Source organism: Ruegeria sp. O4 (assembly GCF_056535125.1).
Map to the genome: position 1 here is coordinate 167,823 of NZ_JBQERO010000001.1, position 24,605 is coordinate 192,427.

The window sequence follows — 24,605 nt, forward strand, 5'->3', positions numbered from 1 at the left end:
TGTACTATTGATATTCTAGGGTTTTCTCATCCTTGGCAAAACGCCGGGCCGCCAATACGCGCCGGTGTCCTCCCGCGCTTTTTGAAACTGTTCGACCCTATCCCGTGCAGCTTCGCCCCCTGCATCAAAGAGATGACCGAGCAGGCATTCCAGAACCGCCATCGCGCCGGAAAAGCTTGAAAACGGATGTAATGTGCGGGTGCTGACGGGCAGAACCACATCCGGGTTGACGCCGGGGGCAATCACCTCGCTATCCGACAGCAGTACAATCTTTATGGCCCTGTCGCGGGCAAAGCGCATCGACTGGATCGTATCTGCGGAGTAGGGATGGACCGTGATGGCAAACAAACAATCCTCGGACGTGGCCTCGACCAGGTCATCGATGGCCGAGCCCATGTGCCGAGGTATCAGCTGTAATCCGGGATGGGCCATGCGCCCCGCGTAGTGAAAATAATAGGCCAGCGCATGACTGGACCTTGTGGCGGTCACATAACAGTGACGTGCAGACACCATGTACTCAACGGCACGCTTGGCCAAATTCGGCTCCATCAGACGCAGAGAGCGGGACACAACATTCATCTCATTGCGCGCGAATCTGGCCTGTGCGCCGTGGAAAAGGTCTTGGCCGGGTGATGTGGTTAGCCACTCTTGACCTATCCTGTCTTCGCTGTCTGTTGTGAGGGCAAGGCGAAATGGGTGGCGGAAGGCGTCAAAACTGTCGAAACCCATACGCTGTGCCAGTCGAACAAGAACACTGGTGCTGATGCCGATCCGGTCAGCGGTCACCCGGACCGGGTTCAGGCCGAAATCACCGGGATGGTCGATGATATATTTCGCCGCGACTTGCATCTGCGCAGGCATCTCGTCGATCTCGCGCCGAATTTGGCTGGTCAAGGCTGCAAGGGTGGGTGCCATACCAAAAAGAAACATATGTTTTCTTTAGTGTAAATTGAAAACGTCATCCAGCGAATCTAACTGAAGGCAAAGACTTGGGTGGTGCTATGACATCAAAAACAACTGACAGCTTGGACAGGCCCTACATTCTGGTTGCGCCAAACGGCGCCCGGCGGAGCGCGTTGGATCATCCCGCCTTACCGCTCAGGATTGATCAGATCGTCACGTCAGCACGGGATTGTCTTGCTGCGGGTGCGGACGGGTTGCATCTGCATATTCGAGATGCAGACGGACGGCATTCACTGGACGCCGGATTGTACCGGGAAACGCTCGCGGAATTGCAGCGCGAGGTTCCAGAAATGAAGCTACAGATCACGACTGAAGCCGCCGGGCAGTTCGACGTAGCATCGCAACTGGACTGTCTGCGAAAGGTGCGACCTGAATGGGCCTCAATCTCGGTGCGTGAAATCGCCCGCGACCTTAACCTTGCACCCAGGGTCTATGCACAATGCGCGGATCAGGGCACACGGGTTCAGCACATTTTGTATGATGCAGAGGACGCACGATTACTGGACCATTGGCGCGCTCAGGGCATCGTACAGGCGAACCAGACAGACCGTTTGCTTGTTCTGGGGCGATACAGCGATGGACAGCAATCTATGCCAGCCGATCTCGAGGCTTTTCCAAAAAGCCCGGCTCGTTGGATGGTGTGCGCCTTTGGTGCGCAAGAACATGCCTGTCTGGCCGAGGCTGCACGACGCGGTGGTGACGTGCGGGTTGGGTTTGAAAACAGTCTGACGGGGCCGGATGGCAGACCTTGGGCAGATAACGCGGCTTCGGTCGCAGCATTAGTTGAATTGCTTGGAAGGGCAAAGAAATGAGTCATGTTTTCCCACGTCACACGAAATCGGACCTCCCCGTCGCGGTTGGCGGCGATGGCTGTTATCTGATTGATGCAGAGGGCAAGCGATACCTGGATTGCGGTGATGCCGCGGTATCATGTCTGGGTCATTCGAATCAGGCCGTGATCCAAGCGGTACAGCAACAGGTGGAACAGATCGCTTTTGCACATACCGGGTTCATGACATCGGAACCGGCCGAGGCTTTGGCCGAATTGTTGATCCGGCATGCACCGGGGGATCTGGACCGTGTGTATTTTGTTTCGGGCGGGTCCGAAGCGACCGAAGCGGCAATCAAACTGGCGCGCCAATATTTCCTTGAAATCGGACAACCTGAACGCCGTCACGTTATCGCGCGAAAGCAAAGCTATCACGGCAACACTTTGGGGGCTTTGTCCGCCGGGGGCAACGCATGGAGACGGGCACAATTCGCCCCGATGCTGATCGAGATGACCCATATCTCTGCATGCTACGAATATGCCGAAAAACCGGAAGACGAGAGCAGTTTTGACTACGGCCAGCGTGTGGCGAATGAATTGGAAACTGAAATTCTGCGGCTGGGTCTCGATACGGTCATGGCATTTATGGCCGAACCAGTGGTCGGGGCCACCCTTGGCGCAGTTCCTGCGGTTGAAGGATACTTCAAGCGTATTCGCGAGATTTGCGACCACTATGGTGTGATGTTGATTTTGGATGAGGTGATGTGTGGTATGGGCCGAACCGGTCACCTGTTTGCCTGTGATCATGACGGTATCGAACCGGATATTCTTTGTATTGCCAAGGGGTTGGGGGCTGGATATCAACCAATCGGGGCCATGCTGTGCACCGGTAAGATCTATGACGCGATTCGCGATGGATCAGGGTTTTTCCAGCATGGGCACACCTATGTCGGTCATCCGGTCGCCACAGCCGCCGCATTGGCGGTGGTCCGTGAGTTGACCGAACGGGATTTACCTGCGCGTGCCGGGGTCATGGGCAACAAGCTGCAATCCGCCCTTGAGGCAGCATTCGGACAGCACCCGAACGTGGGAGATATCCGTGGTCGTGGGTTGTTCCGAGGTGTTGAACTGGTCGCTGACCGTGACACCAAGGAACCTTTTGATCCATCACGCGGCATCGCAGGTAAGGTGAAAAAGGCAGCACTGGCCGAAGGGTTGATCTGCTATCCCATGGCTGGCACGCGGGATGGCCGGAATGGTGATCATGTCCTGCTGGCACCACCTTTTATCATCGAAGAGGAACAGATAGGCGAACTCGTCAGCAAACTGGAACGCGCCATTTCCGCCGTGCTTTGACATTACCGTGAGTGCACTGTTCGCCCGCAGCTTATTTGTTAGTGTCGCGGGAGAAGTATCTGAAAAGGCGAAATCAATGGTGCTGGATATTTGGCGCAGCTTCCGCGCGCTTCCCCTTTGGGTTCAGATCTGGGTGGCCGTAATATTGGTGCCGGTTAATTTGGTTCCGCTTGCTTTCCTGGATCAGCCGCAGGGGATGCTCATCGCTGTTCTGGCGATTACCGGTATGGCGCTGAACATACCCATCATGGCGGTTGCGCGCGGGATGAGCGGTGCGATGGCTTTGCCGCACATTCTGTGCTGGGTTCCACTGGTTGTCATCGTAACGCTTTTGTTGTTTTCCGATGCGACCCTGAGCATTGCCTTTATCAAGTTTCTTTGGGTGCTTCTGATCGTTGACATAATTTCCTTGCTTTTCGACTTCAGAGATGCGGTCAACTGGTTACGAAGCAGACGCGCGACCTGAACGTAAAAGCCCCTTCGGCAGCGAAGGGGCTTTGATCGTTTCTGTCTTTTAAGCGGATTACTTATGCGGAAGCGGGCCGATCATCATGACCATCTGACGGCCTTCCATCTTTGGCATGTTTTCGATCTTGCCGACCTCTTTGATGTCCTCGGCCACACGTTCCAGCAATTCGCGACCCAGGTTCTGGTGCGCCATTTCACGGCCGCGAAAGCGCAGGGTGACTTTGACCTTGTCGCCCTTTTCCAGAAACTTAAAGACGTTCTTCATTTTGACGTCATAGTCATGCGTATCTGTGTTCGGTCGGAACTTGACCTCTTTCACTTCGATGACTTTTTGTTTTTTGCGCGCTTCGTTTTCGCGTTTTTGCGTTTCGTACTTGTACTTGCCGAAATCCATGATCTTGCAGACCGGTGGGTTCGCATTGGGCGAGATTTCGACCAGATCAAGACCTGCATCTGCGGCCATCTGCATGGCTTTGGCGGGATGAACCACCCCGACGTTTTCACCTTCGGCGCCAATCAGGCGAATTTCGGGGGCACGGATCTTATCATTGACGCGCGGGCCTGTGTCTCTCTGTGGCGGCGCGTTGTGAGGTCTGCGAGCTATGGGTTCATTCCTTTGATGATTGCAGAATTTCGAGCCCGGAATTTAAACCGGGCAGAGCCGCACTTCAAGCGGCATAAATACAGGGTAATGCGAAAAAACTTGTTTTCTGCCGGTGTTTTTCGCGTTCAGGGTGGCAAAGCCCTGAACGCAGGGTTGCTTTAGCCGACAAAGGCTTTTTCGATCACGAACTCCTTGGGTTCCGAGTTGGCACCTTCACGCAATCCAAACCCTTCGAGGATTTCCTTGATATCTAGGTTGAAAGCCAACGAACCGCATACCATTGCACGGTCGGTTTCGGGCTTGATGCCACCGTCAATACCCAAGTCGGAAAACACGGTGCCGTCCTGAAGCAAAGTGGTGATGCGACCCATCTTTGGGCTCTCTTCCCGTGTGGTGGTCGGGTAATAGCGGATCTTGTCGGCAAATCCTTCACCGATCAGTTCGGCCAACAGTTCGTCCTGACGGATGCTGTCGATCAGTTGACGGCCATATTCCAGCTCTGCCACTTCGCGACAGGTGTGGGTAATGATGACCTCGTCATAATCCTCATAAGTCTGCGGTTCACGCAGCAGCGAGGCAAAAGGCGCAAAGCCGGTGCCGGTCGCAAAAAACCACAGGCGCTTGCCGGGCAGCAGGGCGTCATGCACCAATGTGCCAACCGGTTTGGGACGCAGGATAATCTGGTCACCCGGTTTGATATGTTGCAATTTCGAGGTCAGCGGGCCGTTCTGAACCTTGATCGAATAAAACTCCAGCTCTTCATCCCACGAGGGCGAGGCGATGGAATAGGCGCGCAGCAACGGCTTGCCGTTGTCGCCCAGAAGACCAATCATCACAAACTCGCCCGAGCGGAAACGCAGCGAGGCCGGGCGCGACACCTTGAATGAAAACAGGCTGTCGGTCCAGTGTTTGACTTCGGTTACAGTTTGCGCATCCGGAAGGACGGGGACTTTTACGGCGGTTGCTTCGCTCACGGGCTTCATCTCTGTCATCGTTTACCTGCCGGTCTGCTAAACCGACATCTCCGTTTAATCTTTGATCCAAGTCAGGAAAAGGGGACAGATTGCCCCCTTTGCGTCACAGGCTGGCAATCGCGGGATCAGCCGCGCAGGCGGGCCTGATAGTTATTCTCTTTCCAGTTCGCGCGGGCCAGCCACTGATCCTCGGGTTGGCGGTCTGCCAGTTCTCCGTCGATCTCGACCTCGTCAAAGCCGCTGCGGCGCGCCATGGCGTATTGATCGGCAAGCACATGCCCTTTGGCGCGCAGCCGACCTTTGTAGCCCTTCAGGCGCAATGTGCGAGCGATGGTAAATCCGCGACCATCTGCGAAAGACGGGAAGTCTACCCGAACCAGCCTCGTGCCGCCCAACCGGTCAAACAGTTCGTCCGGGTCTGTCTCCGAGCTCACGTCTAGCGCGATTACGTCATTGGCGGCATCATCCAGAGTGACAAAGCCGTCGGTCCAGTCATCAGGCGAAAAGCCCTCATCCGTTACGATTACGTTCATGTTTTCTCTCCGATGCGCATCATCTTGCCATCGACAAAATGGATGCCGCATTCTTCCTTGTTCTGGTCGCGCCACCGTCCGGCGCGGGGGTCTTCGCCCTCTTTGACAGGCGAGGTGCAGGGCGCACAGCCGATCGAAGGGTATCCTTTGGCCACCAGCGGATGCCGGGGCAGGTTGTTTTCTTCCATATAGGCCCGCACATCCTCGGGCGCCCAATGGGCGAGCGGGTTGACCTTGATCCGGCCTGTTCCGTCCTCGACCTCGAAGAATTCCAGCGCAGCGCGCGTGCCTGCCTGAAACCGCTTGCGTCCGGTTATCCAGCCATCGAACCCCACCAGTGCCCTTTGCAGCGGGAAAGTCTTGCGCAGGTTGCAGCACGCGTCCGTGTCGCGCAGGCGCAATGCGCCGTATGGGTCTTCGCGTTCAACCTCTGCATCCTCGGCCCGGATGATGCGAATGTTGGTAAGCCCCAGACGCTCGCTCACCTCCTGCTGGTATTCCAGCGTTTCGGTGAACAGCATTTGCGTGTCCACGAAAAGAACGGGCGTTGCCTTGTTCACCACCGCCGCCATGTGCAACAGAACGACGGATTCCGCACCAAAGCTCGAGACCAGAGCAAGCTCATCGATCTCATCAATTGCTCCATGCATGACATCATGGGCGCTGTGGTGCCGGAACCGGGCATTCAGGTCTTCGACACGTTCAGTCAGTTCGCGTCTGTCCCGGCCCAGTTCCGTCTGGATCAGGTCAAGCGGCATTTGCGCGGGCCTCGGGGTAGAGGGCGTCTTTGAACGGCGCCATGCCCACCCGGCGATATGTTTCCAGGAATGTCTCCTCTGCGCTTGCACGCTGGTTCAGATATGTGTCGACAATGCGCTCTACGGCAGGAACGATTTCGTCATAGGCAAAGCCCGGACCGGTGCGATCACCAATTGCCGCAGTTTCGGTCGCATCGCCACCCAGAGTGATCTGGTAATTTTCCACGCCTGCGCGGTCCAGACCCAGAATGCCGATATGGCCGACATGGTGATGACCACAGGCGTTGATGCAGCCTGAGATCTTGATCTTCAGGTGGCCGATGTCATGCTCGAGCTTCAGGTCCTCGAACCGCGTTGCAATTTCCTGAGCAACCGGGATCGAACGCGCCGTCGCCAGCGCACAATAATCCATGCCGGGGCAGGCGATGATATCGCTGATCAGACCGATATTGGCGGTTGCCAGCTCGTATTCCTTCAGCTTGGCGTGAATTGCAGGCAAGTCCGATTTGTGGACATGCGGCAGGATCACGTTCTGCTCATGGCTAATCCGCAGCTCGTCATAGGCGAACTCTTCGGCCAGATCGGCCATAACGCGCATCTGCTCGGCAGTTGCATCGCCCGGTGTTGCCCCATGCTTCTTGATCGAGATCGTTACAATCGCGTGGTCCGCATTCTTGTGCGGCGCGATGTTGGTGTCGACCCACGAGCGGAAGACCGGATCGTTGGTATAGGCGCTTTCAAACGACGCAACCGAAGCATGGCGGAAGGCAGGCGGTGCAAAGTGGCCCTTGATCTCTTCCAGCAGGTTCATATCCGCGCCTTTGAACTGCGGGCGGACCTTCAGGAAGCGTTCGTTGACCTTGGCGCGGATAGCGTCGATGCCATGCTCGTGCACGGTGATCTTGATACGTGCCTTGTACTTGTTGTCACGGCGACCAATCTGGTTCCAAACTGAAACGGTGGCTTCCAGATAAGCCAGCAGGTCGTCAAAGGCGACAAACTCGGACAATTCCTTGCCGATCATGGGCGTACGGCCAAGGCCACCGCCAACAATGACGCGCGCGCCAAGAACGCCGTCACGCTCAACCAGTTGCAGGCCGATGTCATGCGCCTTGATCACGGCGCGGTCGTTTTCACTGCCAGTGATGGCGATCTTGAATTTGCGCGGCATGAACTGGAATTCCGGGTGGTCGGTCGACCACTGGCGCAGCAATTCGGCGTAAGGGCGGGGATCAGCGACCTCATCTGCAGCGGCACCGGCAAAGTGGTCGGCGGTCACGTTGCGAATGGTGTTGCCCGAAGTCTGGATGGCGTGCATGCCAACCTCGGCCAGCGCGTCCAGCATATCCGGCACGTCGCTCAGCTTTGGCCAGTTGTACTGGATGTTCTGACGGGTGGTGAAATGGCCATAGCCTTTGTCCCACTTCTCGGCCAGCAGCGCCAGTTGACGCATCTGTGCACTGTTCAGCGTGCCATAGGGAATGGCGACGCGCAGCATGTAGGCGTGCAGCTGCAGATACAGCCCATTCATCAGGCGCAGCGGCTTGAATTCGTCTTCGGTCAACGAGCCGTCGATGCGGCGTTCCACCTGGGCGCGGAACTGCGCGTTACGTTCTGCCAAAAATGCTGTGTCGAACTCGGAGTAGCGATACATGTCTAGCTGTCCTTGTTTGCAGCCCCGAACCTTGGGGCCTTGAAGGGGAGAGAGATGGCCAGAGGTCAGGCCCGGGGCTGCGGGGAAGTTTCCTGTTTGCCGTGGGCATAGTTGGACGGACCAGTCCGGCGGAAATCTTCCCGAAAATGGGTGGGCTCGGGGCCGTTCTTGCCCGCAACGGCATCGGCCAGATAAGTGCCCACGACTTTATTTGCCTGACGCGCCGCATCCAGCAGACGCACCTGTGCATGTGCTTCGTCAGTGATCAGTTCCGCTTGCGACAGATCACGCGTCCAACTGTCATCTTCGGTCTGGTAAATGACGTCACCTATCAGCAAATCATTTGCGGTGACGACTTTGGGGGTAAAAGCGCGGGCCATCAGGCAAGCTCCTTGTTGAATTCGGTTACGGCCTGCGTTGCTTCGCGCGGGGCAAGGCCATAGAATGTCAGGGCTGGTCCGTCCATTTCGGCGGCGGCCAGATCGGCGGGCAGTTGATCCAGTGTGGTGGCCAGAATCCGCTGGTTCGGACGCGAGGCGTTTTCGACCAGTGTGACTGGAGTGGCGCGATCGGCACCGTGCATGATCAGGCGACCCTGGATAAAGCGGGCAGATTTCTTGCCCATATAGATCGCAGCAACCGAACCGGCCCGTGCCAGGGCATTCCAGTCATGATCGGCAAAACCTTTCATGTCATGCCCGGTCAGGAACCGCACCGAGGAATTCCGGCCGCGTTGAGTCAGGCTTTGGCCGATACCAGCCACCGCGGCAGAGGCCGCCGTGATACCGGGAATGATCTGCCACGTGATTCCAGCCGCCTCGACGGCCTCAATCTCTTCATCCAGACGACCAAAGACAGTGGGATCGCCGGACTTCAGGCGGACCACGCGGTTACCTTTCAGGGCATATTCGACCAAAAGAGCGTCGATATCACTTTGCTTCCAGGATGGGCCGAACCCGACTTTGCCGACATCAACCAAAGCGGCGCTTTGACCGGCTATGTCCAGAACGGGTTCACTGATAAGGCGGTCATGCAGCACAACATCAGCCTGCTCAAACGCAGTCAGCGCCTTGAGTGTCAGCAACTCGGGGTCGCCCGGACCTGCGCCGACAAAGTCGACATGCCCTTTGGTGCCTGTTGTGCGAACGTCCTGCATCGGATCATCTCGGGTGTGGTTTGACTTGACCCTCAATATAGGAAATATTCCCACCAAAGCGCCATATGGGCGCTCAAATAAGGACAAACGTTCCATCGAAACAAAATTTTGGAACGAAAGCTTCGATGTGGAAGGAATATTGGAATGTCGGTGCGGATAGATGATACGGATCGGAAAATTCTGGCCGAGCTGCAACGTGATGCAGGGCAGTCACTGGACGAAATAGCGGCTCGGGTCGGCAGTTCAAAGACGCCTGTCTGGAATCGTATTCGTAAGCTCAAGAGTGCGGGAATCATTGGTCAGCAAACGGTTTTGCTGGATGCCGAAGCGCTTGGGTTTGAGGCGACTTTCTTTGTTTTGATCCGCACGTCGGAACACGAGGCTGAGTGGCAGCGCAAGTTCCTTAAGGCATTGCGCGAACATCCCGAAGTGCAGGAGGCGCATCGGCTGGCAGGCGACATCGATTATATTCTCAAGGTTCGGGTCAAGAACGCGCGCGCCTATGATCAATTCTACCAGTCGCTGATTTCGGAAGTGCGGGTGCACAACGTGACCGCGCTTTTGTCGATGGAAGAAATCAAGTCCACAACGATGCTTCCCCTCAACGCATTGGTTGAAGGGGCATAGAAGGCAGGTGCTGCCAGCGCCGGATCGATCCGCGCCTTATATAGGTCAGACCTGAACCATTAACCGTTCCAGACCATGGAAGTGATAGCTGTCTGAGTAGGTCGGCGGATCGGCAAGCCGCAGGTTCGGGCAGCTGTTGAACAGAATGGGCAGGGCTATGCGCATTTCCAACCTTGCCAAAGGGGCGCCGACGCAGAAGTGGATGCCTCCACCAAAACTTGTGTTGACCTCAATCGAGCGCGTGGGAACAAACATTTCGGGTTCATCCCAGACGGTAGGGTCGCGGTTTGCAGCGCCAAGCAAAAGCGCGACCTGATCACCGCGCCTGAACGAATGCCCAAATATGTCAACGTCTTCATACGCATACCGTGTGAACATATGCAAAGGCGGGTCATAGCGCAGGATTTCTTCGATCGTTGCGTCGATCTGGTCCGGTGCCAGAACGTCGGGGCTGGTATGGGTTTGCAACAGGGTTTTCACACCGATTGCCAGCGAATGCACGGTTGCTTCGTGACCTGCATTCAGCAGCAAGATGCATGTTGCGACCAGCTCGTCGATGGACAGCTTTTCGCCTTCCTCCTCGGCGCTGATAAGCCGGGTGATCAAATCGTCACGCGGATCGTTGCGTCGCTGGTTAATGTATCCCAACAGGAAATCCGTGAACTCCTGAGAGGACTTGGCGGCCTTATCCTCGGTCGCCTGCGTCCGGTTGGCCTGATACATCGCGACCATGTCATGCGACCACTGCAACAGGTTGGGCGCCATGTCTTCGGGAACGCCCAGAAGTCGGCAGATGGTTATCACCGGGACCTGAGTGCAATAAGCACTCAGCAGATCAAAAGGTGTATTCGGAAACGCCTCGACAAGACTGTGGCATAGCGATTCAATGGAAGGCTGCAACGCAGAAATTTCCCGCGACGTGAAAGCGCGCATAACAAGCGCCCTCAGGCGGGTATGTCGCGGGGGTTCAGCTTCAAGCAGCGAATGGGCTTCGATAGCCAGCCAGGGGGCCAAATGGGCGGGGCCCTGTGTCGCGCATTCAGGCGGAACTTCCCGCCCAAACCGGCGGTCGCGAAGAAGTGCCCGCACGGCACGGCAAGACGTCGCAGCAACCATATCGTAGTCGCGCCAATAGAACAGATCACCAGCAGCGCGGGCCTGATCATAGAAAGGGTAGGGGTTCTGAACGAAACCCGGGTCTGTCGGGGATTGCGAGAATGACTTCATGCGACGCACACTTGCCACGAGCCGCGTTGAATGCAAGACCCTGTCTATGCAGAGAGTTTGGATCATTGTCGGTTTTTTGTCCGCTGTCGGGCTGCTGTCAGGTTTTGTTTGGTCTTATGGCTATCGTCAGGCGCTGTCTCAGCTAAGTGACAAGGCCGAAGCCGACCTTGAACTGGCGGCGGATCGGCTCAGCACTCAGATGCAGGTCTACCAGGAACTGGCGGTTCTGATGGCGACACATCCCGCCTTGCACGCGTTGGATACACCGACACAAATACATGACGCGCAAGCGATGTTGCTGGACGTTGCCGACAAGACAGCGGCCGTCAACATGATGTACCTGGATCGCAGCGGTCGGGTTCTGGTCGCCGCACAGCCAGTGGCACAGCGAGACATGTCCGCACATCCAGCGTTCAGGCGCGCCATGCAGGGTGCGGCTGGCACAGCGCATGAGGTGGCTCCGGACAGTGGCGACCGGATATATTCCTATGCCGCTCCGACTTTTGCCGCCTCCGGGCAAGTCGAAGGTGCAGTGATGGTGGTTGCCGATGTCCAGGATATTGAACAAACTTGGCGGGGCAGTACCGAAGCCGTTTTCTTTGTTGATTCTGACGGCGTCGTCTTCATCTCAAACCGGTCGGACTTGCTGTTCTGGAGCCGCGAGGTTGGTCAGTCCGGGCTGACACCGCCAGAGGGTGCCTCGGTGGATTTTGCCGCGACGCGGGTCGGCCAGCATGAATTGTGGCGGCTGAACTGGGGGCGGTATTTGCCACGCGATGCGTTGCACCTAACGCTTGAATTGCCTGTGATCGATATGACCGCCGAGGTTTTGGTGGACGTGGCCCCGGCCCGGCGACTTGCCGGGTTGCAGGCGGCGGCGGTCGCCGCGATCTGTCTGGCGTTTGGCGCGATGCTGTATCTTGCGATGGAACGGCGACGGACGCTGGCGAATGCCAACACGGTTCTGGAAAGCCGGGTGGCGCAGCGTACCCGTGCTTTGACCCAAGCAAACACCGCATTGCGCCGCGAAGTTGCAGAGCGTCAGGAGGCCGAAGCAGCACTGAAAAAAGCGCAGGCAGAGCTGGTGCAGGCAGGTAAGCTCAGCGCGTTGGGGCAGATGTCGGCGGGGATCAGCCACGAACTCAACCAACCGTTGATGGCAATCCAGCAGTTCGCCGACAATGGTACGGCCTTTCTTGAACGCGGCAAAGGCGACAGGGCCAGCGAAAACCTTGGGCGTATTTCGGAAATGGCCGCCCGCATGGCCCGGATCATCAAGAACCTGCGCGCGTTTGCCCGCAACGAAAGCGAACCGATGGGCCGGGTCGATCTGGTGCAGGTTCTGAAAACTGCCGTCGAATTGACCGAAACCCGATTGCGTGACGATGATGTGACGCTGGAATGGGAACCGGGACAGGCTGCGGTTTATGTTTGGGGGGGTGAAGTCCGCTTGGTGCAGGTCTTTGTTAATCTGATCAATAACGCGGCGGATGCGATGCTGGGGAGACCCAAGCGGTACATTTCGATTGTGATGCACGAAGAAGACCGGTTGCGCGTTTCTGTGCAGGATACCGGACCGGGGATCGAAGACCCCGACCGGGTGTTCGAGCCGTTTTACTCGACCAAAAGCGTAGGATCATCTGAAGGTCTGGGGCTTGGTCTTTCTATATCATATGGTCTTGTTCAAAGCTTTGGGGGTGAAATCCGCGGGGCAAACACGGCTGATGGCGCAGTGTTTACCGTCGAGCTGGAGCCCTACGGAAAAGAAGAGGCTGCATGATGCGCAGGGTTCTGTTGGTCGATGATGACGCAGCTGTTCGCGAGGCATTGGCGCAAACCATTGAACTTGCAGATTACGCACCGACAACAGCCGGTTCTTTTGTGGCGGCCAAGGATCATATTCGGCGGGATTTCCCCGGTGTGATTATTTCGGACATTCGAATGCCCGGGCGGGATGGCTTCCACTTGTTGGCGTATGCTCGGGACATCGACCCCGAGCTTCCGGTGATCCTTTTGACCGGAGAAGGTGATATCCCAATGGCCGTAGAAGCCATCGGAAAAGGAGCGTTTGATTTTCTCGAAAAACCCTGCGCTGCGTCTGACCTGATGGACGTTCTTGAACGCGCATTCGCAGCCCGCACCCAAGTGTTGGAACAGCGCGCCTTAAAATCCGAACTTGAAAGGGGGGACCCGGCAGCACGTTTGCTTTTTGGTCTGTCTCCGCAAGCCGAAGCGCTGCGGGACCGCGTGCGGACCGTCGCACCGACAGGGGCCGAAGTTCTTGTTACAGGCCCACCGGGCAGCGGCATATCCAAAGTGGCCGAAGTGGTTCACCTGATGTCACCCGCTGGTCAGGGGCCTTTTGTCAAACGTCCGGCTTCAAGCCTAAGCCCCGATGATCTTGCCCGAAGCTGCGGCGATGCCGTGGGTGGTTCCCTGTTTCTGGACGAAGTGTCCGCCATGCCCCAAGCCACGCAGTTTGCGGCGTTGGAGATCATCGAGCGCGGTCCGGGGGGGCGTATTATTGCAGGAACAACCGCCGACCTATCCGCGTTAAGTTCGGAAGGGCGGTTCAACGCTGATCTGTTTTATCGTTTGGATGTAATGCGGGTGCGTGTTCCTTCACTGGCGGAACGCCCCGACGACATTCCGGTCATCTTTCGCCACTATGTGGCGCAAGCGGCCGAGCAGGCAGGCATCGCAATTCCCGAGATTTCGTCTGAACATCTGGCGGCCTTGATGGCCAGCGATTGGCCGGGCAACGCCCGTTCTCTGATGTCAGCAGCAATGCGGTTTGTTCTTGGAATGCCCGAGGAGGTTACGCAGGCAACGGATCTGGGGTTGAGCGAACAGATGGCGCGGGTTGAACGATCCTTGTTGATTGCAGCTTTGGGCCGCCACAATGGAAAAGCGTCAGATGCGGCCAAGGCGCTGAAGCTGCCGCGCAAGACCTTTTACGACAAGCTGGCGCGCTATCAGATTCGTCCCGAGGATTACCGCAGATAAGCAGGAACCGGAATGGCGCATCTGATTCGGATGAACTGATTCGAAATTTGTGCGGAAATCCGCACAAGCCTCTCTGAGAATGTGCGAGTTTTCGCACGGCTCAGAACTGTGAAGTGCAGAACCCGAACCAGCAAAGATGTAACGCCTTGGTATCAAACAGGTAATCAGACATTTCCTGTAATCGCAGTCAAAAGTTGTGTGCTTTACCCTGAGTCGCTTCACTGCACACCATACGGCGCTTACCCAGCGTCGACTGCAAGTTTCAAAGAACTCTGGGAGGATATCAGATGAAGCTTCTGACAACGGCAGCAACTGCGCTTGCTCTGACGGTAACCGCAACGGCTGGTATGGCTGCATGCGATGAAGGCGAAATCGTCGTTAAGTTCGCGCATGTGACGAACACCGACAAACACCCCAAAGGCATCGCGGCCTCGCTGCTGGAACAGCGGGTCAACGATGAAATGAACGGCACGATGTGTGTTGAGGTCTACCCGAACTCGACTCTCTACAACGATGACAAAGTTCTCGAAGCGATGTTGCAGGGCGACGTGCAGCTGGCCGCGCCCTCGCTGTCGAAATTCGAGAAGTTCACCAAACAGTTCCGCCTGTTTGACCTGCCGTTCATGTTCAAGAATGTCGACGCTGTAGACGCGTTCCAGGCCTCGGCCGAGGGGCAGGCGATGAAAGACAGCATGCAGCGTCGTGGCCTGCAAGGTCTGGCGTTCTGGCACAATGGCATGAAGCAGATGTCGGCCAACAAGGCTTTGGTTGATCCGTCGGATGCAAACGGTCTGAAGTTCCGCGTGCAGTCGTCAGATGTGCTGGTGGCACAGATGGAAGCCATCGGTGGTAGCCCGCAGAAAATGGCATTCTCGGAAGTGTATGGCGCGCTGCAACAGGGCGTTGTGGACGGGCAGGAGAACACTTGGTCGAACATCTACGGCAAGAAGTTCTTTGAGGTGCAGGACGGTATCACCGAAACCAACCACGGCATCATCGACTATCTGGTCGTGACATCGGTGGATTGGCTGGACAGTCTTGATCCGGCGGTGCGGGATCAGTTCCTGACTATTCTGGCCGAAGTTACAGAGACCCGGAACAAAGAAGCCTTTGCTGTGAACGAAGCGGCCAAAGCGTCGATCATCGATGCAGGCGGCGTCATCCGTGAACTGACCCCTGAACAGCGTCAGGCCTGGGTCGACGCGATGAAACCGGTTTGGGACAAATTCGCCGGTGACGTGGGTCAGGACAAGATCGACGCGGCACAGGCCATCAACGCCGGGTTCTGATCCGGTCAAAGACCGCGCGTCCGGGGACTGGGGAGTATTCGACGCGCAGGCCGGGCGGGCTGAAATGGCCCGCCCCATTCTCAACTCTCTCTTCAATAAAATGCGGGGACTGAAAGATGTCTGGTGCGAACTCCGGCCAGGGCGGGCTGATCGACCATATCGAAGAAACCCTGATCGCGTTGCTTTTGGGCCTTATGACGGTCGTTACATTTGCCAACGTGATTGCGCGGTTTGTCTTTAATTCCAATATCCTATGGGCACTTGAGTTGACAGTGTTCACGTTTGGCTGGCTGGTGCTGCTGGGCGCGTCTTACGCAGTCAAGAAACATGCTCATCTGGGCGTGGATGCAATCCTGAACATGCTGGCGCCAGCACCGAGGCGCCTAATGGCGCTGGTCTCGGTTGGATGCTGTCTGGTGTTTTCTCTGCTGATGCTCAAAGGGGCATATGATTATTGGGCCGTCTTTGCAGATCTGCCGCCAACATCGGGCCGCTGGTTCCCTACCGGGTTTGATTTCGGCGCACGCAGCCAGAGTTTCTACGAGGTAGACGACATCCCCATGGTCGCGCCGCTGCGCTTTCTGGAAGACCTGATCAACTATGGCGAGGGGTATGAAAAACTGCCCAAGGTCGTACCTTACCTGGTTCTGCCGGTATCCATGCTGCTGCTCGTGATCCGGTTTACGCAGGTCGCCGTTCAAATTTGGCGTGGTGAGACCGATCGCCTTGTCGCCAGCCACGAAGTCGAGGACGAGATTGAGGAAGTCCGCGCACAACAAGGGGTGCATGACTGATGGACGTTATCCTTCTTTTCTCGATGGTCATCGGCCTGCTGCTGATCGGCGTTCCGATTGCGGTTGCACTTGGCCTCAGCTCGACCCTGTTCCTGCTGATCTATTCCGACAGTTCGCTGGCTTCAGTCGCAGGCACGCTGTTTGAGGCGTTCGAGGGGCATTTCACCCTGTTGGCGATCCCGTTCTTCATTCTCGCCTCGTCCTTCATGACGACGGGCGGTGTGGCGCGCCGGATCATCCGTTTCTCGATTGCTTGCGTAGGGCATCTGCCCGGCGGTCTGGCGATTGCGGGTGTGTTTGCTTGTATGCTGTTTGCCGCGTTGTCAGGATCGTCCCCGGCCACGGTTGTAGCTATCGGGTCGATCGTCATCGCAGGTATGCGCCAGGTTGGGTATTCCAAAGAGTTTGCCGCCGGTGTGATCTGTAACGCGGGTACGCTGGGCATCCTGATCCCACCGTCCATCGTGATGGTTGTGTATGCCGCCGCCGTCGAAGTTTCAGTTGGGCGCATGTTTCTGGCTGGCGTTATTCCCGGTCTGATGGCTGGTTTCATGCTGATGATCACCATTTATGTCATTGCAAAGGTCAAGAACCTGCCCAAGGGTGAATGGAAGGGGTGGGGTGAGGTCTTTACCTCGGCCCGCGAGGCCGGTTGGGGCCTGTTCCTGATCGTTATCATTCTGGGTGGCATTTATGGGGGTATCTTTACCCCGACCGAGGCTGCCGCGGTTGCTGCCGTCTATGCCTTTTTCATCGCCAGTTTCGTCTACAAGGACATGGGGCCGCTGAGTACGGAAGGGGACGCACAGAACCTGCCGCTGCTGAAAAAGCCTTACGCGTTGGTCACGGCGTTCTTTCACCCCGATACCAAGCATACACTGTTCGAGGCGGGCAAGCTGACGGTGACGCTGTTGTTCGTGATCGCCAACGCGCTGATCCTTAAGCATGTTCTGACGGACGAACAGGTGCCGCAGCATATCGCCGAGGCGATGCTGACCGCAGGGCTAGGGCCGGTGGCGTTCCTGATCGTTGTGAACGTGATCCTGCTGATCGGTGGTCAGTTTATGGAGCCGTCGGGCCTGTTGGTGATCGTCGCACCGCTGGTGTTCCCGATTGCCATCGAGTTGGGCATTGATCCGATCCATCTGGGCATCATTATGGTGGTGAACATGGAAATCGGAATGATTACGCCTCCGGTTGGTCTAAACCTGTTCGTAACCTCGGGCGTTGCAGGTATGCCGATGATGAGCGTTGTTAGGGCAGCGCTGCCGTTCCTCGCTGTTCTCTTCGTCTTCCTGATTATGGTGACGTATATTCCGTGGATCTCGACATTCCTGCCCAACACCTTCATGGGCCCGGAAATCATAACCAATTAGGTGGTTTGACGATGCACGTAGCCGGGCGGTTTCGACTGCCCGGCTTTTTCGTATCTTGAACCCCGGCATCAAGTGCTTAACTAGGGTTCAGAGGACGACCTCCCCATAATGGGACATCTTTCGGGACGACCCGAACGAATACGAGGTTGTCATATGCCCTGGATCTTTCTTCTTTTTGCTGGCCTGTTGGAAATCGTCTGGGCTGTAGCGATGAAGCAATCGGCTGGTTTCACCCGATTGTGGCCTACGGCCTTGATGGCTCTTTCGATGATCGGCTCTTTCGGCCTGTTGGCGCTGGCGATGCGCGACCTGCCATTAGGCACGGCTTACACCATCTGGACGGGTATTGGGGCAGTGGGGGCGTTCTGTGTCGGTATCCTGTTTCTGGGCGAAGCCCTAAGCCCTGCGCGGATTCTCGCGGCCCTTCTGATCGTGTCGGGTCTTATCCTGATGAAGCTGGCATGAGCCCTTTATTGACCAAGCTATTGCGCTTGGGCAGGGTTCAGGAAACACGGGAAATGGAGACCGGAATGCTGACCGAGACCGACAAGCGCCTGCTGCGCGTTGCTTATGACGAGGCCAAAGCCGGGTTTGACGAAGGTGGATGCCCGATCGGGTCAGTTCTGGCGCGGGGTGGCGATATTGTTTCACAAGGGCGTAATCAACGTGTGCAGGGCGGGGATCCGATCGCACATGGCGAAATGGATGCCTTGCGCAAAGCGGGACGTCAGAAAACCTATCGGGATACGGTTCTTTACACGTCGTTGTCACCTTGCATGATGTGCTCGGGCACTATCGTTCAGTTTGGTATCCCGCGTGTGGTGATCGGCGATACCCAGAACTTTGGTGGCAACGAAGACTTCCTGCGCGAACGCGGTGTCGAGGTGGTGATAGCCAACGATCCTGACTGCATCGCACTGATGCAGCGGTTCATCGAAGAAAAGCCAGAGCTTTGGGCCGAAGATATTGCCGAGTAAAGGCGAATCCTAGACGCTCTCCAGCGCCTGAATAATGCCCGTGAAATCCCCGGCCTTCAGGCTGGCGCCACCCACAAGCGCACCATCGACATTTGAAACCGCAAAGATCTCCGCCGCGTTGGAGGGTTTGACCGACCCACCATACAGAAGACGGACAGAGCGGCCCACACCTTCGCCAAAGCGGCGCTCTAGCCGGGCGCGGATGAAGTCGTGAACTTCCCCAATCTCATCAAGCGTCGGAACCTTGCCGGTGCCGATGGCCCAGATCGGCTCATAAGCAATGATCAGGTTCTCGCCGGTTGCCTGATCCGGGATCGACCCCGACATCTGACCGCCGATTATGTCGAGCGTGTTGGCCGCCTCGCGTTGCTCCAGACTTTCGCCTACGCAAATGATCGCTTTTAACCCCGCGTCCATCGCTGCACGGGCCTTGGCGCGTATATCCTCGTCATGCTCTTCATGGTCTACGCGACGTTCGGAATGACCCAGGATGACTGACGTCGCGCCCGCGTCCAGCAGCATCTCGGCGCTGATATCGCCTGTATGCGCGCCCGCGCTTGCCGCGTGACAATCCTGCCCACCAACGGTGACTGCTGACCCGCGTACGGTGTCTGCGGCACGGCTGAGCAATGTTGCCGGAGGGCAGATGAGTATATCGACCGAAGCGTCTGGGTGAGACTTGCACAGTGCTTCAAGCTCGCTCAGCGCAGCACCGGTTCCGTTCATTTTCCAGTTTCCTGCCGCAAGCCTGCGCCGCATACCCGTATCTCCCTGATCATTCGATGATTTAGGATGCGGATAGCATTGTCGACGCGATCTTACAATTCCACGGATCGGGTGGGTTCACGCGCTTTGATCGACAACACGGCGTTCGGGCGGGCCCGTGTCACGGGATTATCCGGCGCAAACTAGGATTGCTGCGTGATGCTTTCATCGAATTTAATGGATTCACCGCAACCGCAGGCGTCGACAACATTCGGGTTCCTGAACTTGAAACCTGATTCCAGCAACGACACCTCGTAATCGATTTCAGTCCCGAACAGGAACATCTGCGCCATTGGCGCGATCATGACGCGTGCTCCATCCTGTTCGACAACTTCATCATGCGGATCAGCCTGATCGACATATTCCATGGTGTATTCCATGCCTGCACAGCCGCCTTTCTTGACGCCAATGCGCAAGCCAGCGTGGCCACCCGAGTTCATCAGGCGGGTGATTTGTTCTGCGGCTTTAGGTGTCATGGTCACAGCCTGTTTGCCGGGAATGCCGAACATGTAAGTCTCCGTTGTCGCGCGTTGCGTTTAATTTAGGGCTCAGGAGGTCAAGGCTCAAGACGGTGTGTTATAAAGAGTTTTATCCGGATGAAACAACCCGGCATTCAGAATGGGTTCGCTGAAGATATCCAACTGTGAGACCGTGGAACTGAATGGGTTCAAGTTGGTCAGCCGTTAATTCGGTTTGCTTTGATATACTATCGGAAAGGATATTATTGTGAATGATTTACAGGCGATTGTTAATTCGATCTTGATGCGCGCGGTGCTTACCATTGCAGTTCTTCTGTTTGTTCCGGATGATGCGGCGGCCACCAATGATGGAGAGAGGCATCCAGTAAACTGCGCGACCGCCGAGGGCGATTTGCGCGCCATCGCGGCCGAGAAAAAGCACGCGCAGGACCAACAGTTGGAAAGTGTTGCCGCCATTACTCCTGCCGGGGCACTTTTGGGGCTGGTCACAGGAACGGAACACAAACGGCTGCAAATGCTGTCGGGCGACTACATCAATCAACTTGACGCCAGATCTGCGGAGATCAAAAAGACCTGCAATTTTAACTGATTACCCGACGTTCGGTGGTTTGGATAAGAAAAAGGACCGTTCTCGGGCAAGAACGGTCCGTGTTTCGGGGCCGGAACTCGGGGGGCGGTCAAATCATGTCTGGCCCGAGGCGACACTGATTGGTGCCGTCCACAGGTCTTTTCCTGCATCATTGTGACAGGGACAGCACGAGCAGGTAACAAAAACGCCAATGTTTTGTGACAAATACCCGGGAAACTGTGGCAGGTGCCTACATAAATCCCAGTTCCAGACGTGCTTCGTCTGACATCATCTCCATACCCCAGGGCGGCTCCCAGGTCAGTTCCACGTCAACCTCTTTGATGCCTGCAACAGGCTCGATCGCTTCCATGATCCATCCGGGCATGTCGCCGGCAACAGGGCAACCGGGTGCTGTCAGTGTCATGATCACCTTCACGGCGTTGTCCGAGGAAATGTCGATCGTGTAGATCAGGCCGAGGTCATAGATGTTCACCGGGATTTCCGGATCGTAGACCGTGCGACACGCCTCGACCACGGGCTCGTACAGGGGGTGCTCAATGGTTGACGGCGCAATCAGCGGTGTGCCTTCAAACTGTTCGCTCGGGTGAGTCATCTTTGCCTCGGGTCAGTTGCCTGAGCGATTATATAGGGAATAGGAGCAACAGGGTCCAGTAGGGCGGCGGCGCCGATTGGGGCGCCGCGGCAATTTAGTCGTTGATGTCGTGGTTGAAAGTTTTGACCTGACCGTTCGGCAACGCAAACAGTTTCCGCAAAACAAGCCACGCAATCAGTGACATCACTGCAAAGATCAGCGCCAACACGTTCAAAGACAGAGCCATTCCGGATACGGCAAGGATAAGGCCCGTGACTGCGGCTCCGATTGCAAAGCCCAGAAAAATGAACCCTGGCAGGACAATCTCAAGGATACCCAGCGCCAATGCGGCGGCGAGCCAGATCCACCAGGTCAACCAGAATGGGTCTGCCATCATTTTCCTCCTTTTAGCATTTTGAATGCATCACCAAAGGCTTCCAGTGCGTTGGCAGGCACAACAATAGTTTGCTTGCCAGTACCGTTTCCAAGCGCATTCAGGGCTTCAACCTGCTTCAAGGCAACCTGATACTGGGCCGCTTCTATGCCGTTATCCTGAATGGCCTTGGCGACCACACCTGTGGCATAAGCTTCGGCTTCGGCCTGAATGCGCCGCGCCTTGGCGGTTTGTTCCGCCGCATAAAGCTCGGCGTCGGCATGCAGCTCGACTGCGCGCTTCTTGCCCTCGGCTTCTGTCACCTGCGCACGACGGGCGCGTTCGGCGTTCAGCTGTTGAAGCATGGCGTCACGGGTGGCCTGATCCAGATTTACGTCCAGAATCTCGGCGCGGGTGACTTCGATGCCCCAGTCATCGACAGCTGTTTCAACGCTTTCCTGAATACGCGTGATCAGTTGGGACCGGTTCGACTGAACCTCATCCAGATCCATCTTACCAATCTCGGCGCGAACGATCCCGGCGACAGTGGTGGCAATCGCGCCATCTACATCGCGAATCCGGTAAACCGTCTTTTCAGGTTCGAGAATACGGTAGAAGACCGATGTATCGATCTGCACCAGAACGTTGTCCTTGGTGATTGCGTCCTGCGTCGCGTTTGGCAGCTGGCGTTCCAGGATCGATATCTTGTGACGCGCAATGTCCAGTAGCGGAACAATAAAGTTGATGCCGGGGCCAAGCACGGAATGCAGGCGCCCAAACCGTTCAACCACATATTTTTCGGACTGTGGTACAATCTTGATGCCTTTGAAAATGATAACAATTACCAGCACTGCTGCCAGCAGGTAAATGATGTTCGACGAAAGCAATCCGATGATTTGGTCTTCGGTCATTCTGTCCTCTTATTGTTGTGTACTATAGTATACATGTGGCGATTGAGTCGCCCGATTTCAACTCTGGTATGAGGGGAAAGCAGCGTCATGCAAATGCCCAGATAGTGAAACGCGGCATTGAAAATTAGTGCTGTGACCGCTTTGCATCCCTGATTGTTTGCGATATCGGGCTTGGATGAAAATGATAATCGATACAGATCCTGGCATCGATGATGCCATGGCAATCGCCTATGCCGCCGCAGCGCCCGAGATCGAGCTGATCGGCCTGACCACCGTGTTCGGAAACACGCATGTTCACCAATCCAGCCGCAATGCCCGGTTCCTGCTTGATAAGCTGGGTCTGGATCTGCCTGTCGCGGAAGGGGCTGCGGTTGCCCTGGGTGCCGATACGCATTCGCCCTCCGAACATGTGCATGGTCCCGAAGGATTCGGTGACCTGACTGAAATTCCCGAAATTGGAAGCAACCACGCCCTGCCAGCTGCTGAATTTCTGGTTGATATGGCGCGAACCCACAAGAAAGAGCTGGTGGTGTGCGCCGTGGGCCCCCTGACCAACATCGCCAACGCCATTCGTCTGGATCCGGAATTCGCCGACAATCTGGGGCGTTTGGTGATCATGGGCGGGGCGGTGTACTGCCCTGGTAATATTACAGTACATGCCGAGGCCAACATCTATCATGATGCGATTGCCGCTGAAGAGGTCTTTGCCACACCGCCGGAAACCGTACTGGTCGGCTTGGATGTCACGCTGAAAACGCTCTACGAGACTGCAGATTTCGAAAGCCTGGCAATGCGATCACCTGACATGGGGTCCTTTCTGCGAGATATCTCTCGCTTTTACCTGAAGTTCTACAAGGACGTCGGTGGTCTGGAGGGCTGCGGCCTGCACGATTCGACGGCTGTGATTGCTTGTTCTCATGGTGCTATGTTTGACATGGTCGAAACGGGTCTGCGGGTTGTCACCGAAGGCGACCAGAAGGGTGCGACGCGACCTGATCCGGAACGTCCCGCAGTTCGGGTCTGCCGCGACGTGGATGGGGCAGGGGTTGTTCAACTGTTTACAGACCGTGTTGCCTCGCTACCCTGACGGGTTGCAAAGACCGAACGGATCGGGCAAAGCCTGCCCGGTTCGGCGACCCGAGGCGATGACATGACCCAACAGTTTTCTTTTGATCTGAAAGCCACAGACGGCAAAGCCCGGACCGGTGTGATCAGCACACCGCGCGGCGACGTGCGAACGCCTGCCTTTATGCCGGTTGGCACTGCGGCAACGGTCAAGGCGATGATGCCGGAAAGCGTTCGCGCGACGGGGGCAGACATCCTGCTGGGGAACACCTATCACCTGATGCTGCGTCCGACCGCTGAGCGTATTGATCGACTGGGTGGACTGCACAAGTTCATGAACTGGGATCGGCCCATTCTGACAGATTCCGGCGGATTTCAGGTCATGTCGCTGTCCGGTTTGCGCAAGCTGACTGAAAAGGGCGTAACCTTCAAATCCCATATTGACGGGTCAAAGCACGAATTGACGCCGGAACGGTCGATGGAGATCCAGCGCCTGTTGGGCTCGGATATTGTCATGTGTTTCGATGAATGCCCTGCGCTGCCAGCGGATCGTGACCGCATTGCCGAGTCGATGCGCCTGTCGATGCGTTGGGCCGGACGGTCGCGCGATGCGTTTGGCGATCGTCCGGGGCATGCGCTGTTTGGCATCATGCAGGGTGGGCTGGAAAAAGACCTGCGCGAAGAAAGCGCCGAGGCGTTGAAATCTATCGGTTTCGAAGGCTACGCAGTTGGTGGCCTGGCCGTCGGCGAAGGGCAGGAGGCCATGTTCTCTTGCCTCGATTATGCCCCCGATTTCCTGCCATCGGACAAGCCGCGCTATCTGATGGGCGTTGGCAAACCCGACGATATCGTCGGTGCTGTTGCCCGCGGGATCGACATGATGGACTGTGTGTTGCCCTCGCGGTCCGGGCGTACAGGGCAGGTTTTCACCCGTTACGGTGTGGTGAACATCAAGAATGCCCGTCACGCAGACGATCCGCGGCCGCTGGACGAACGCTGCACTTGCCCGGCTTGTTCGAATTATTCCCGCGCTTACCTGCACCACGTGTTCCGTGCGAATGAGATGATTTCCGGCATGTTGCTGACATGGCATAACCTGCATTATTTTCAGGAGATCATGGCCGGCATGCGCGACGCGATTGCCGCGGGCGCGTTCGAAGTCTGGCAAGCCGATTTCCACGCGCAGCGCGCGCAGGGGGATATCGAACCGCTGTGATGTTTTGCCCCCTCTAAGGCGAAAACGGGCAATTCTGCACAGCAGGGCTGTTTTCTGGCGACTGATCGCGCAAGACCGGGGCGTATTCTACTATTTTGGTGGATA

Annotated in this window: 27 protein-coding genes and 1 pseudogene; 14 read left to right on the forward strand and 14 right to left on the reverse strand. The window is 56.6% G+C overall.

Annotated features, from left to right (window positions below; genetic code table 11):
• Positions 1–15: 15 nt before the first annotated feature.
• Positions 16–915, reverse strand: a complete 900-nt coding sequence (locus ACR0J7_RS00795; protein WP_480913014.1) for a MurR/RpiR family transcriptional regulator — start codon at positions 913–915, stop codon at positions 16–18.
• Positions 916–1,001: 86 nt separating this feature from the next.
• Between ACR0J7_RS00795 and ACR0J7_RS00800 the strand changes: the two genes are divergently transcribed.
• The 3 genes from ACR0J7_RS00800 (at position 1,002) to ACR0J7_RS00810 (ending at position 3,554) form a co-directional block, all read left to right on the forward strand.
• Complete coding sequence (locus ACR0J7_RS00800) at positions 1,002–1,775, forward strand: beta-keto acid cleavage family enzyme (RefSeq protein WP_480537750.1); 774 nt, start codon at positions 1,002–1,004, stop codon at positions 1,773–1,775.
• On the forward strand, positions 1,772–3,088 hold the full coding sequence (locus ACR0J7_RS00805; protein ID WP_480913015.1) for an aspartate aminotransferase family protein: 1,317 nt from the start codon (positions 1,772–1,774) through the stop codon (positions 3,086–3,088). The genes ACR0J7_RS00800 and ACR0J7_RS00805 overlap by 4 nt, the downstream gene beginning before the upstream one ends.
• A 76-nt stretch (positions 3,089–3,164) precedes the next feature.
• Complete coding sequence (locus ACR0J7_RS00810; RefSeq protein WP_267365589.1) at positions 3,165–3,554, forward strand: hypothetical protein; 390 nt, start codon at positions 3,165–3,167, stop codon at positions 3,552–3,554.
• Positions 3,555–3,611: 57 nt separating this feature from the next.
• Here the strand turns inward: ACR0J7_RS00810 and infC are convergent, their stop codons facing one another.
• The 7 genes and pseudogenes from infC to cobA form a co-directional block, all read right to left on the reverse strand.
• Entirely contained in the window at positions 3,612–4,202 is a 591-nt protein-coding gene (gene infC / locus ACR0J7_RS00815) for a translation initiation factor IF-3 (RefSeq protein WP_480492811.1), read from the reverse strand.
• Between the two features lie 116 nt (positions 4,203–4,318).
• On the reverse strand, positions 4,319–5,152 hold the full coding sequence (locus tag ACR0J7_RS00820) for a ferredoxin--NADP reductase (protein WP_480537754.1): 834 nt from the start codon (positions 5,150–5,152) through the stop codon (positions 4,319–4,321).
• Between the two features lie 107 nt (positions 5,153–5,259).
• The gene (locus ACR0J7_RS00825; protein WP_480537756.1) at positions 5,260–5,667 is read right to left on the reverse strand and encodes a DUF934 domain-containing protein; all 408 of its coding nucleotides are present in this window, start codon (positions 5,665–5,667) and stop codon (positions 5,260–5,262) included.
• Positions 5,664–6,425 (reverse strand): phosphoadenylyl-sulfate reductase, encoded by a 762-nt coding sequence (locus tag ACR0J7_RS00830; RefSeq protein ID WP_267365586.1) that lies wholly within the window; start codon positions 6,423–6,425, stop codon positions 5,664–5,666. The genes ACR0J7_RS00825 and ACR0J7_RS00830 overlap by 4 nt, the downstream gene beginning before the upstream one ends.
• Positions 6,415–8,079, reverse strand: a complete 1,665-nt coding sequence (locus ACR0J7_RS00835) for a nitrite/sulfite reductase (RefSeq protein WP_480481141.1) — start codon at positions 8,077–8,079, stop codon at positions 6,415–6,417. The genes ACR0J7_RS00830 and ACR0J7_RS00835 overlap by 11 nt, the downstream gene beginning before the upstream one ends.
• Positions 8,080–8,144: 65 nt before the next feature.
• Complete coding sequence (locus ACR0J7_RS00840) at positions 8,145–8,459, reverse strand: DUF2849 domain-containing protein (RefSeq protein WP_480481139.1); 315 nt, start codon at positions 8,457–8,459, stop codon at positions 8,145–8,147.
• Positions 8,459–9,205 (reverse strand): annotated as a pseudogene (gene cobA / locus ACR0J7_RS00845) (uroporphyrinogen-III C-methyltransferase); the annotation flags it as partial. The gene ACR0J7_RS00840 and the pseudogene cobA, both read right to left, overlap by 1 nt.
• Positions 9,206–9,379: 174 nt before the next feature.
• On the opposite strand from cobA, the gene ACR0J7_RS00850 reads away from it, so the two are divergent.
• On the forward strand, positions 9,380–9,862 hold the full coding sequence (locus ACR0J7_RS00850; RefSeq protein ID WP_267365581.1) for an Lrp/AsnC family transcriptional regulator: 483 nt from the start codon (positions 9,380–9,382) through the stop codon (positions 9,860–9,862).
• 45 nt (positions 9,863–9,907) lie between these two features.
• Here ACR0J7_RS00850 and ACR0J7_RS00855 read toward each other — a convergent pair whose 3' ends face one another.
• Positions 9,908–11,089 (reverse strand): cytochrome P450, encoded by a 1,182-nt coding sequence (locus ACR0J7_RS00855; protein WP_480913018.1) that lies wholly within the window; start codon positions 11,087–11,089, stop codon positions 9,908–9,910.
• 46 nt (positions 11,090–11,135) lie between these two features.
• Between ACR0J7_RS00855 and ACR0J7_RS00860 the strand changes: the two genes are divergently transcribed.
• The 7 genes from ACR0J7_RS00860 to ACR0J7_RS00890 all read left to right on the forward strand — a co-directional run bounded on the left by ACR0J7_RS00860 (position 11,136) and on the right by ACR0J7_RS00890 (position 18,531).
• Entirely contained in the window at positions 11,136–12,869 is a 1,734-nt protein-coding gene (locus tag ACR0J7_RS00860; RefSeq protein WP_480481135.1) for a sensor histidine kinase, read from the forward strand.
• The gene (locus ACR0J7_RS00865) at positions 12,866–14,095 is read left to right on the forward strand and encodes a sigma-54-dependent transcriptional regulator (RefSeq protein ID WP_480481133.1); all 1,230 of its coding nucleotides are present in this window, start codon (positions 12,866–12,868) and stop codon (positions 14,093–14,095) included. The genes ACR0J7_RS00860 and ACR0J7_RS00865 overlap by 4 nt, the downstream gene beginning before the upstream one ends.
• 287 nt (positions 14,096–14,382) lie before the next feature.
• Entirely contained in the window at positions 14,383–15,384 is a 1,002-nt protein-coding gene (locus tag ACR0J7_RS00870) for a DctP family TRAP transporter solute-binding subunit (protein ID WP_209504066.1), read from the forward strand.
• 116 nt (positions 15,385–15,500) lie between these two features.
• Positions 15,501–16,178, forward strand: a complete 678-nt coding sequence (locus ACR0J7_RS00875; RefSeq protein ID WP_209504065.1) for a TRAP transporter small permease — start codon at positions 15,501–15,503, stop codon at positions 16,176–16,178.
• Positions 16,178–17,554: a TRAP transporter large permease gene (locus ACR0J7_RS00880; protein ID WP_480485777.1), complete on the forward strand. Its 1,377-nt coding sequence runs from the start codon at positions 16,178–16,180 to the stop codon at positions 17,552–17,554. The genes ACR0J7_RS00875 and ACR0J7_RS00880 overlap by 1 nt, the downstream gene beginning before the upstream one ends.
• A 153-nt stretch (positions 17,555–17,707) precedes the next feature.
• On the forward strand, positions 17,708–18,019 hold the full coding sequence (locus ACR0J7_RS00885; protein ID WP_480481130.1) for a DMT family transporter: 312 nt from the start codon (positions 17,708–17,710) through the stop codon (positions 18,017–18,019).
• Positions 18,016–18,531, forward strand: a complete 516-nt coding sequence (locus ACR0J7_RS00890) for a nucleoside deaminase (RefSeq protein ID WP_267364504.1) — start codon at positions 18,016–18,018, stop codon at positions 18,529–18,531. Before ACR0J7_RS00885 ends, ACR0J7_RS00890 begins: the two co-directional genes overlap by 4 nt.
• A 9-nt stretch (positions 18,532–18,540) precedes the next feature.
• Here ACR0J7_RS00890 and tpiA read toward each other — a convergent pair whose 3' ends face one another.
• Both tpiA and ACR0J7_RS00900 read right to left on the reverse strand, forming a co-directional pair.
• The gene (gene tpiA / locus ACR0J7_RS00895) at positions 18,541–19,290 is read right to left on the reverse strand and encodes a triose-phosphate isomerase (RefSeq protein WP_480537770.1); all 750 of its coding nucleotides are present in this window, start codon (positions 19,288–19,290) and stop codon (positions 18,541–18,543) included.
• Positions 19,291–19,439: 149 nt separating this feature from the next.
• Positions 19,440–19,805 (reverse strand): HesB/IscA family protein, encoded by a 366-nt coding sequence (locus ACR0J7_RS00900; RefSeq protein ID WP_480481127.1) that lies wholly within the window; start codon positions 19,803–19,805, stop codon positions 19,440–19,442.
• Positions 19,806–20,022: 217 nt separating this feature from the next.
• Between ACR0J7_RS00900 and ACR0J7_RS00905 the strand changes: the two genes are divergently transcribed.
• Positions 20,023–20,364, forward strand: coding sequence for a hypothetical protein (locus tag ACR0J7_RS00905; protein ID WP_480485770.1), 342 nt, complete (start codon positions 20,023–20,025; stop codon positions 20,362–20,364).
• Positions 20,365–20,593: 229 nt separating this feature from the next.
• On the opposite strand, the gene ACR0J7_RS00910 is transcribed toward ACR0J7_RS00905, so the two are convergent.
• The 3 genes from ACR0J7_RS00910 to ACR0J7_RS00920 form a co-directional block, all read right to left on the reverse strand.
• Positions 20,594–20,956 (reverse strand): SUF system Fe-S cluster assembly protein, encoded by a 363-nt coding sequence (locus ACR0J7_RS00910; RefSeq protein ID WP_480481125.1) that lies wholly within the window; start codon positions 20,954–20,956, stop codon positions 20,594–20,596.
• Positions 20,957–21,050: 94 nt separating this feature from the next.
• Positions 21,051–21,329 (reverse strand): NfeD family protein, encoded by a 279-nt coding sequence (locus tag ACR0J7_RS00915; RefSeq protein ID WP_480505339.1) that lies wholly within the window; start codon positions 21,327–21,329, stop codon positions 21,051–21,053.
• Positions 21,329–22,219, reverse strand: a complete 891-nt coding sequence (locus tag ACR0J7_RS00920) for an SPFH domain-containing protein (protein WP_480472533.1) — start codon at positions 22,217–22,219, stop codon at positions 21,329–21,331. The genes ACR0J7_RS00915 and ACR0J7_RS00920 overlap by 1 nt, the downstream gene beginning before the upstream one ends.
• Before the next feature lie 175 nt (positions 22,220–22,394).
• On the opposite strand from ACR0J7_RS00920, the gene ACR0J7_RS00925 reads away from it, so the two are divergent.
• Together ACR0J7_RS00925 and tgt are read left to right on the forward strand one after the other, a co-directional pair.
• Complete coding sequence (locus ACR0J7_RS00925) at positions 22,395–23,306, forward strand: nucleoside hydrolase (RefSeq protein ID WP_480564947.1); 912 nt, start codon at positions 22,395–22,397, stop codon at positions 23,304–23,306.
• A gap of 63 nt (positions 23,307–23,369) precedes the next feature.
• Positions 23,370–24,500 carry a tRNA guanosine(34) transglycosylase Tgt gene (gene tgt, locus ACR0J7_RS00930; protein ID WP_480913021.1) on the forward strand — a complete coding sequence of 377 codons (1,131 nt, stop codon included), beginning with the start codon at positions 23,370–23,372 and terminating at the stop codon, positions 24,498–24,500.
• Positions 24,501–24,605: the final 105 nt, after the last annotated feature.

Excerpts from the sequence above, each read along its gene's own strand:
- ACR0J7_RS00795 (WP_480913014.1), bottom strand. The coding sequence starts at position 915 with ATGGCACCCACCCTTGCAGCCTTGACCAGCCAAATTCGGCGCGAGATC.
- ACR0J7_RS00800 (WP_480537750.1), top strand. The coding sequence starts at position 1,002 with ATGACATCAAAAACAACTGACAGCTTGGACAGGCCCTACATTCTGGTT.
- ACR0J7_RS00805 (WP_480913015.1), top strand. The coding sequence starts at position 1,772 with ATGAGTCATGTTTTCCCACGTCACACGAAATCGGACCTCCCCGTCGCG.
- ACR0J7_RS00810 (WP_267365589.1), top strand. The coding sequence starts at position 3,165 with ATGGTGCTGGATATTTGGCGCAGCTTCCGCGCGCTTCCCCTTTGGGTT.
- ACR0J7_RS00820 (WP_480537754.1), bottom strand. The coding sequence starts at position 5,152 with ATGACAGAGATGAAGCCCGTGAGCGAAGCAACCGCCGTAAAAGTCCCC.
- ACR0J7_RS00825 (WP_480537756.1), bottom strand. The coding sequence starts at position 5,667 with ATGAACGTAATCGTAACGGATGAGGGCTTTTCGCCTGATGACTGGACC.
- ACR0J7_RS00830 (WP_267365586.1), bottom strand. The coding sequence starts at position 6,425 with ATGCCGCTTGACCTGATCCAGACGGAACTGGGCCGGGACAGACGCGAA.
- ACR0J7_RS00835 (WP_480481141.1), bottom strand. The coding sequence starts at position 8,079 with ATGTATCGCTACTCCGAGTTCGACACAGCATTTTTGGCAGAACGTAAC.
- ACR0J7_RS00840 (WP_480481139.1), bottom strand. The coding sequence starts at position 8,459 with ATGGCCCGCGCTTTTACCCCCAAAGTCGTCACCGCAAATGATTTGCTG.
- ACR0J7_RS00850 (WP_267365581.1), top strand. The coding sequence starts at position 9,380 with ATGTCGGTGCGGATAGATGATACGGATCGGAAAATTCTGGCCGAGCTG.
- ACR0J7_RS00855 (WP_480913018.1), bottom strand. The coding sequence starts at position 11,089 with ATGAAGTCATTCTCGCAATCCCCGACAGACCCGGGTTTCGTTCAGAAC.
- ACR0J7_RS00860 (WP_480481135.1), top strand. The coding sequence starts at position 11,136 with ATGCAGAGAGTTTGGATCATTGTCGGTTTTTTGTCCGCTGTCGGGCTG.
- ACR0J7_RS00865 (WP_480481133.1), top strand. The coding sequence starts at position 12,866 with ATGATGCGCAGGGTTCTGTTGGTCGATGATGACGCAGCTGTTCGCGAG.
- ACR0J7_RS00870 (WP_209504066.1), top strand. The coding sequence starts at position 14,383 with ATGAAGCTTCTGACAACGGCAGCAACTGCGCTTGCTCTGACGGTAACC.
- ACR0J7_RS00875 (WP_209504065.1), top strand. The coding sequence starts at position 15,501 with ATGTCTGGTGCGAACTCCGGCCAGGGCGGGCTGATCGACCATATCGAA.
- ACR0J7_RS00880 (WP_480485777.1), top strand. The coding sequence starts at position 16,178 with ATGGACGTTATCCTTCTTTTCTCGATGGTCATCGGCCTGCTGCTGATC.
- ACR0J7_RS00885 (WP_480481130.1), top strand. The coding sequence starts at position 17,708 with ATGCCCTGGATCTTTCTTCTTTTTGCTGGCCTGTTGGAAATCGTCTGG.
- ACR0J7_RS00890 (WP_267364504.1), top strand. The coding sequence starts at position 18,016 with ATGAGCCCTTTATTGACCAAGCTATTGCGCTTGGGCAGGGTTCAGGAA.
- tpiA (WP_480537770.1), bottom strand. The coding sequence starts at position 19,290 with ATGCGGCGCAGGCTTGCGGCAGGAAACTGGAAAATGAACGGAACCGGT.
- ACR0J7_RS00900 (WP_480481127.1), bottom strand. The coding sequence starts at position 19,805 with ATGTTCGGCATTCCCGGCAAACAGGCTGTGACCATGACACCTAAAGCC.
- ACR0J7_RS00910 (WP_480481125.1), bottom strand. The coding sequence starts at position 20,956 with ATGACTCACCCGAGCGAACAGTTTGAAGGCACACCGCTGATTGCGCCG.
- ACR0J7_RS00915 (WP_480505339.1), bottom strand. The coding sequence starts at position 21,329 with ATGGCAGACCCATTCTGGTTGACCTGGTGGATCTGGCTCGCCGCCGCA.
- ACR0J7_RS00920 (WP_480472533.1), bottom strand. The coding sequence starts at position 22,219 with ATGACCGAAGACCAAATCATCGGATTGCTTTCGTCGAACATCATTTAC.
- ACR0J7_RS00925 (WP_480564947.1), top strand. The coding sequence starts at position 22,395 with ATGAAAATGATAATCGATACAGATCCTGGCATCGATGATGCCATGGCA.
- tgt (WP_480913021.1), top strand. The coding sequence starts at position 23,370 with ATGACCCAACAGTTTTCTTTTGATCTGAAAGCCACAGACGGCAAAGCC.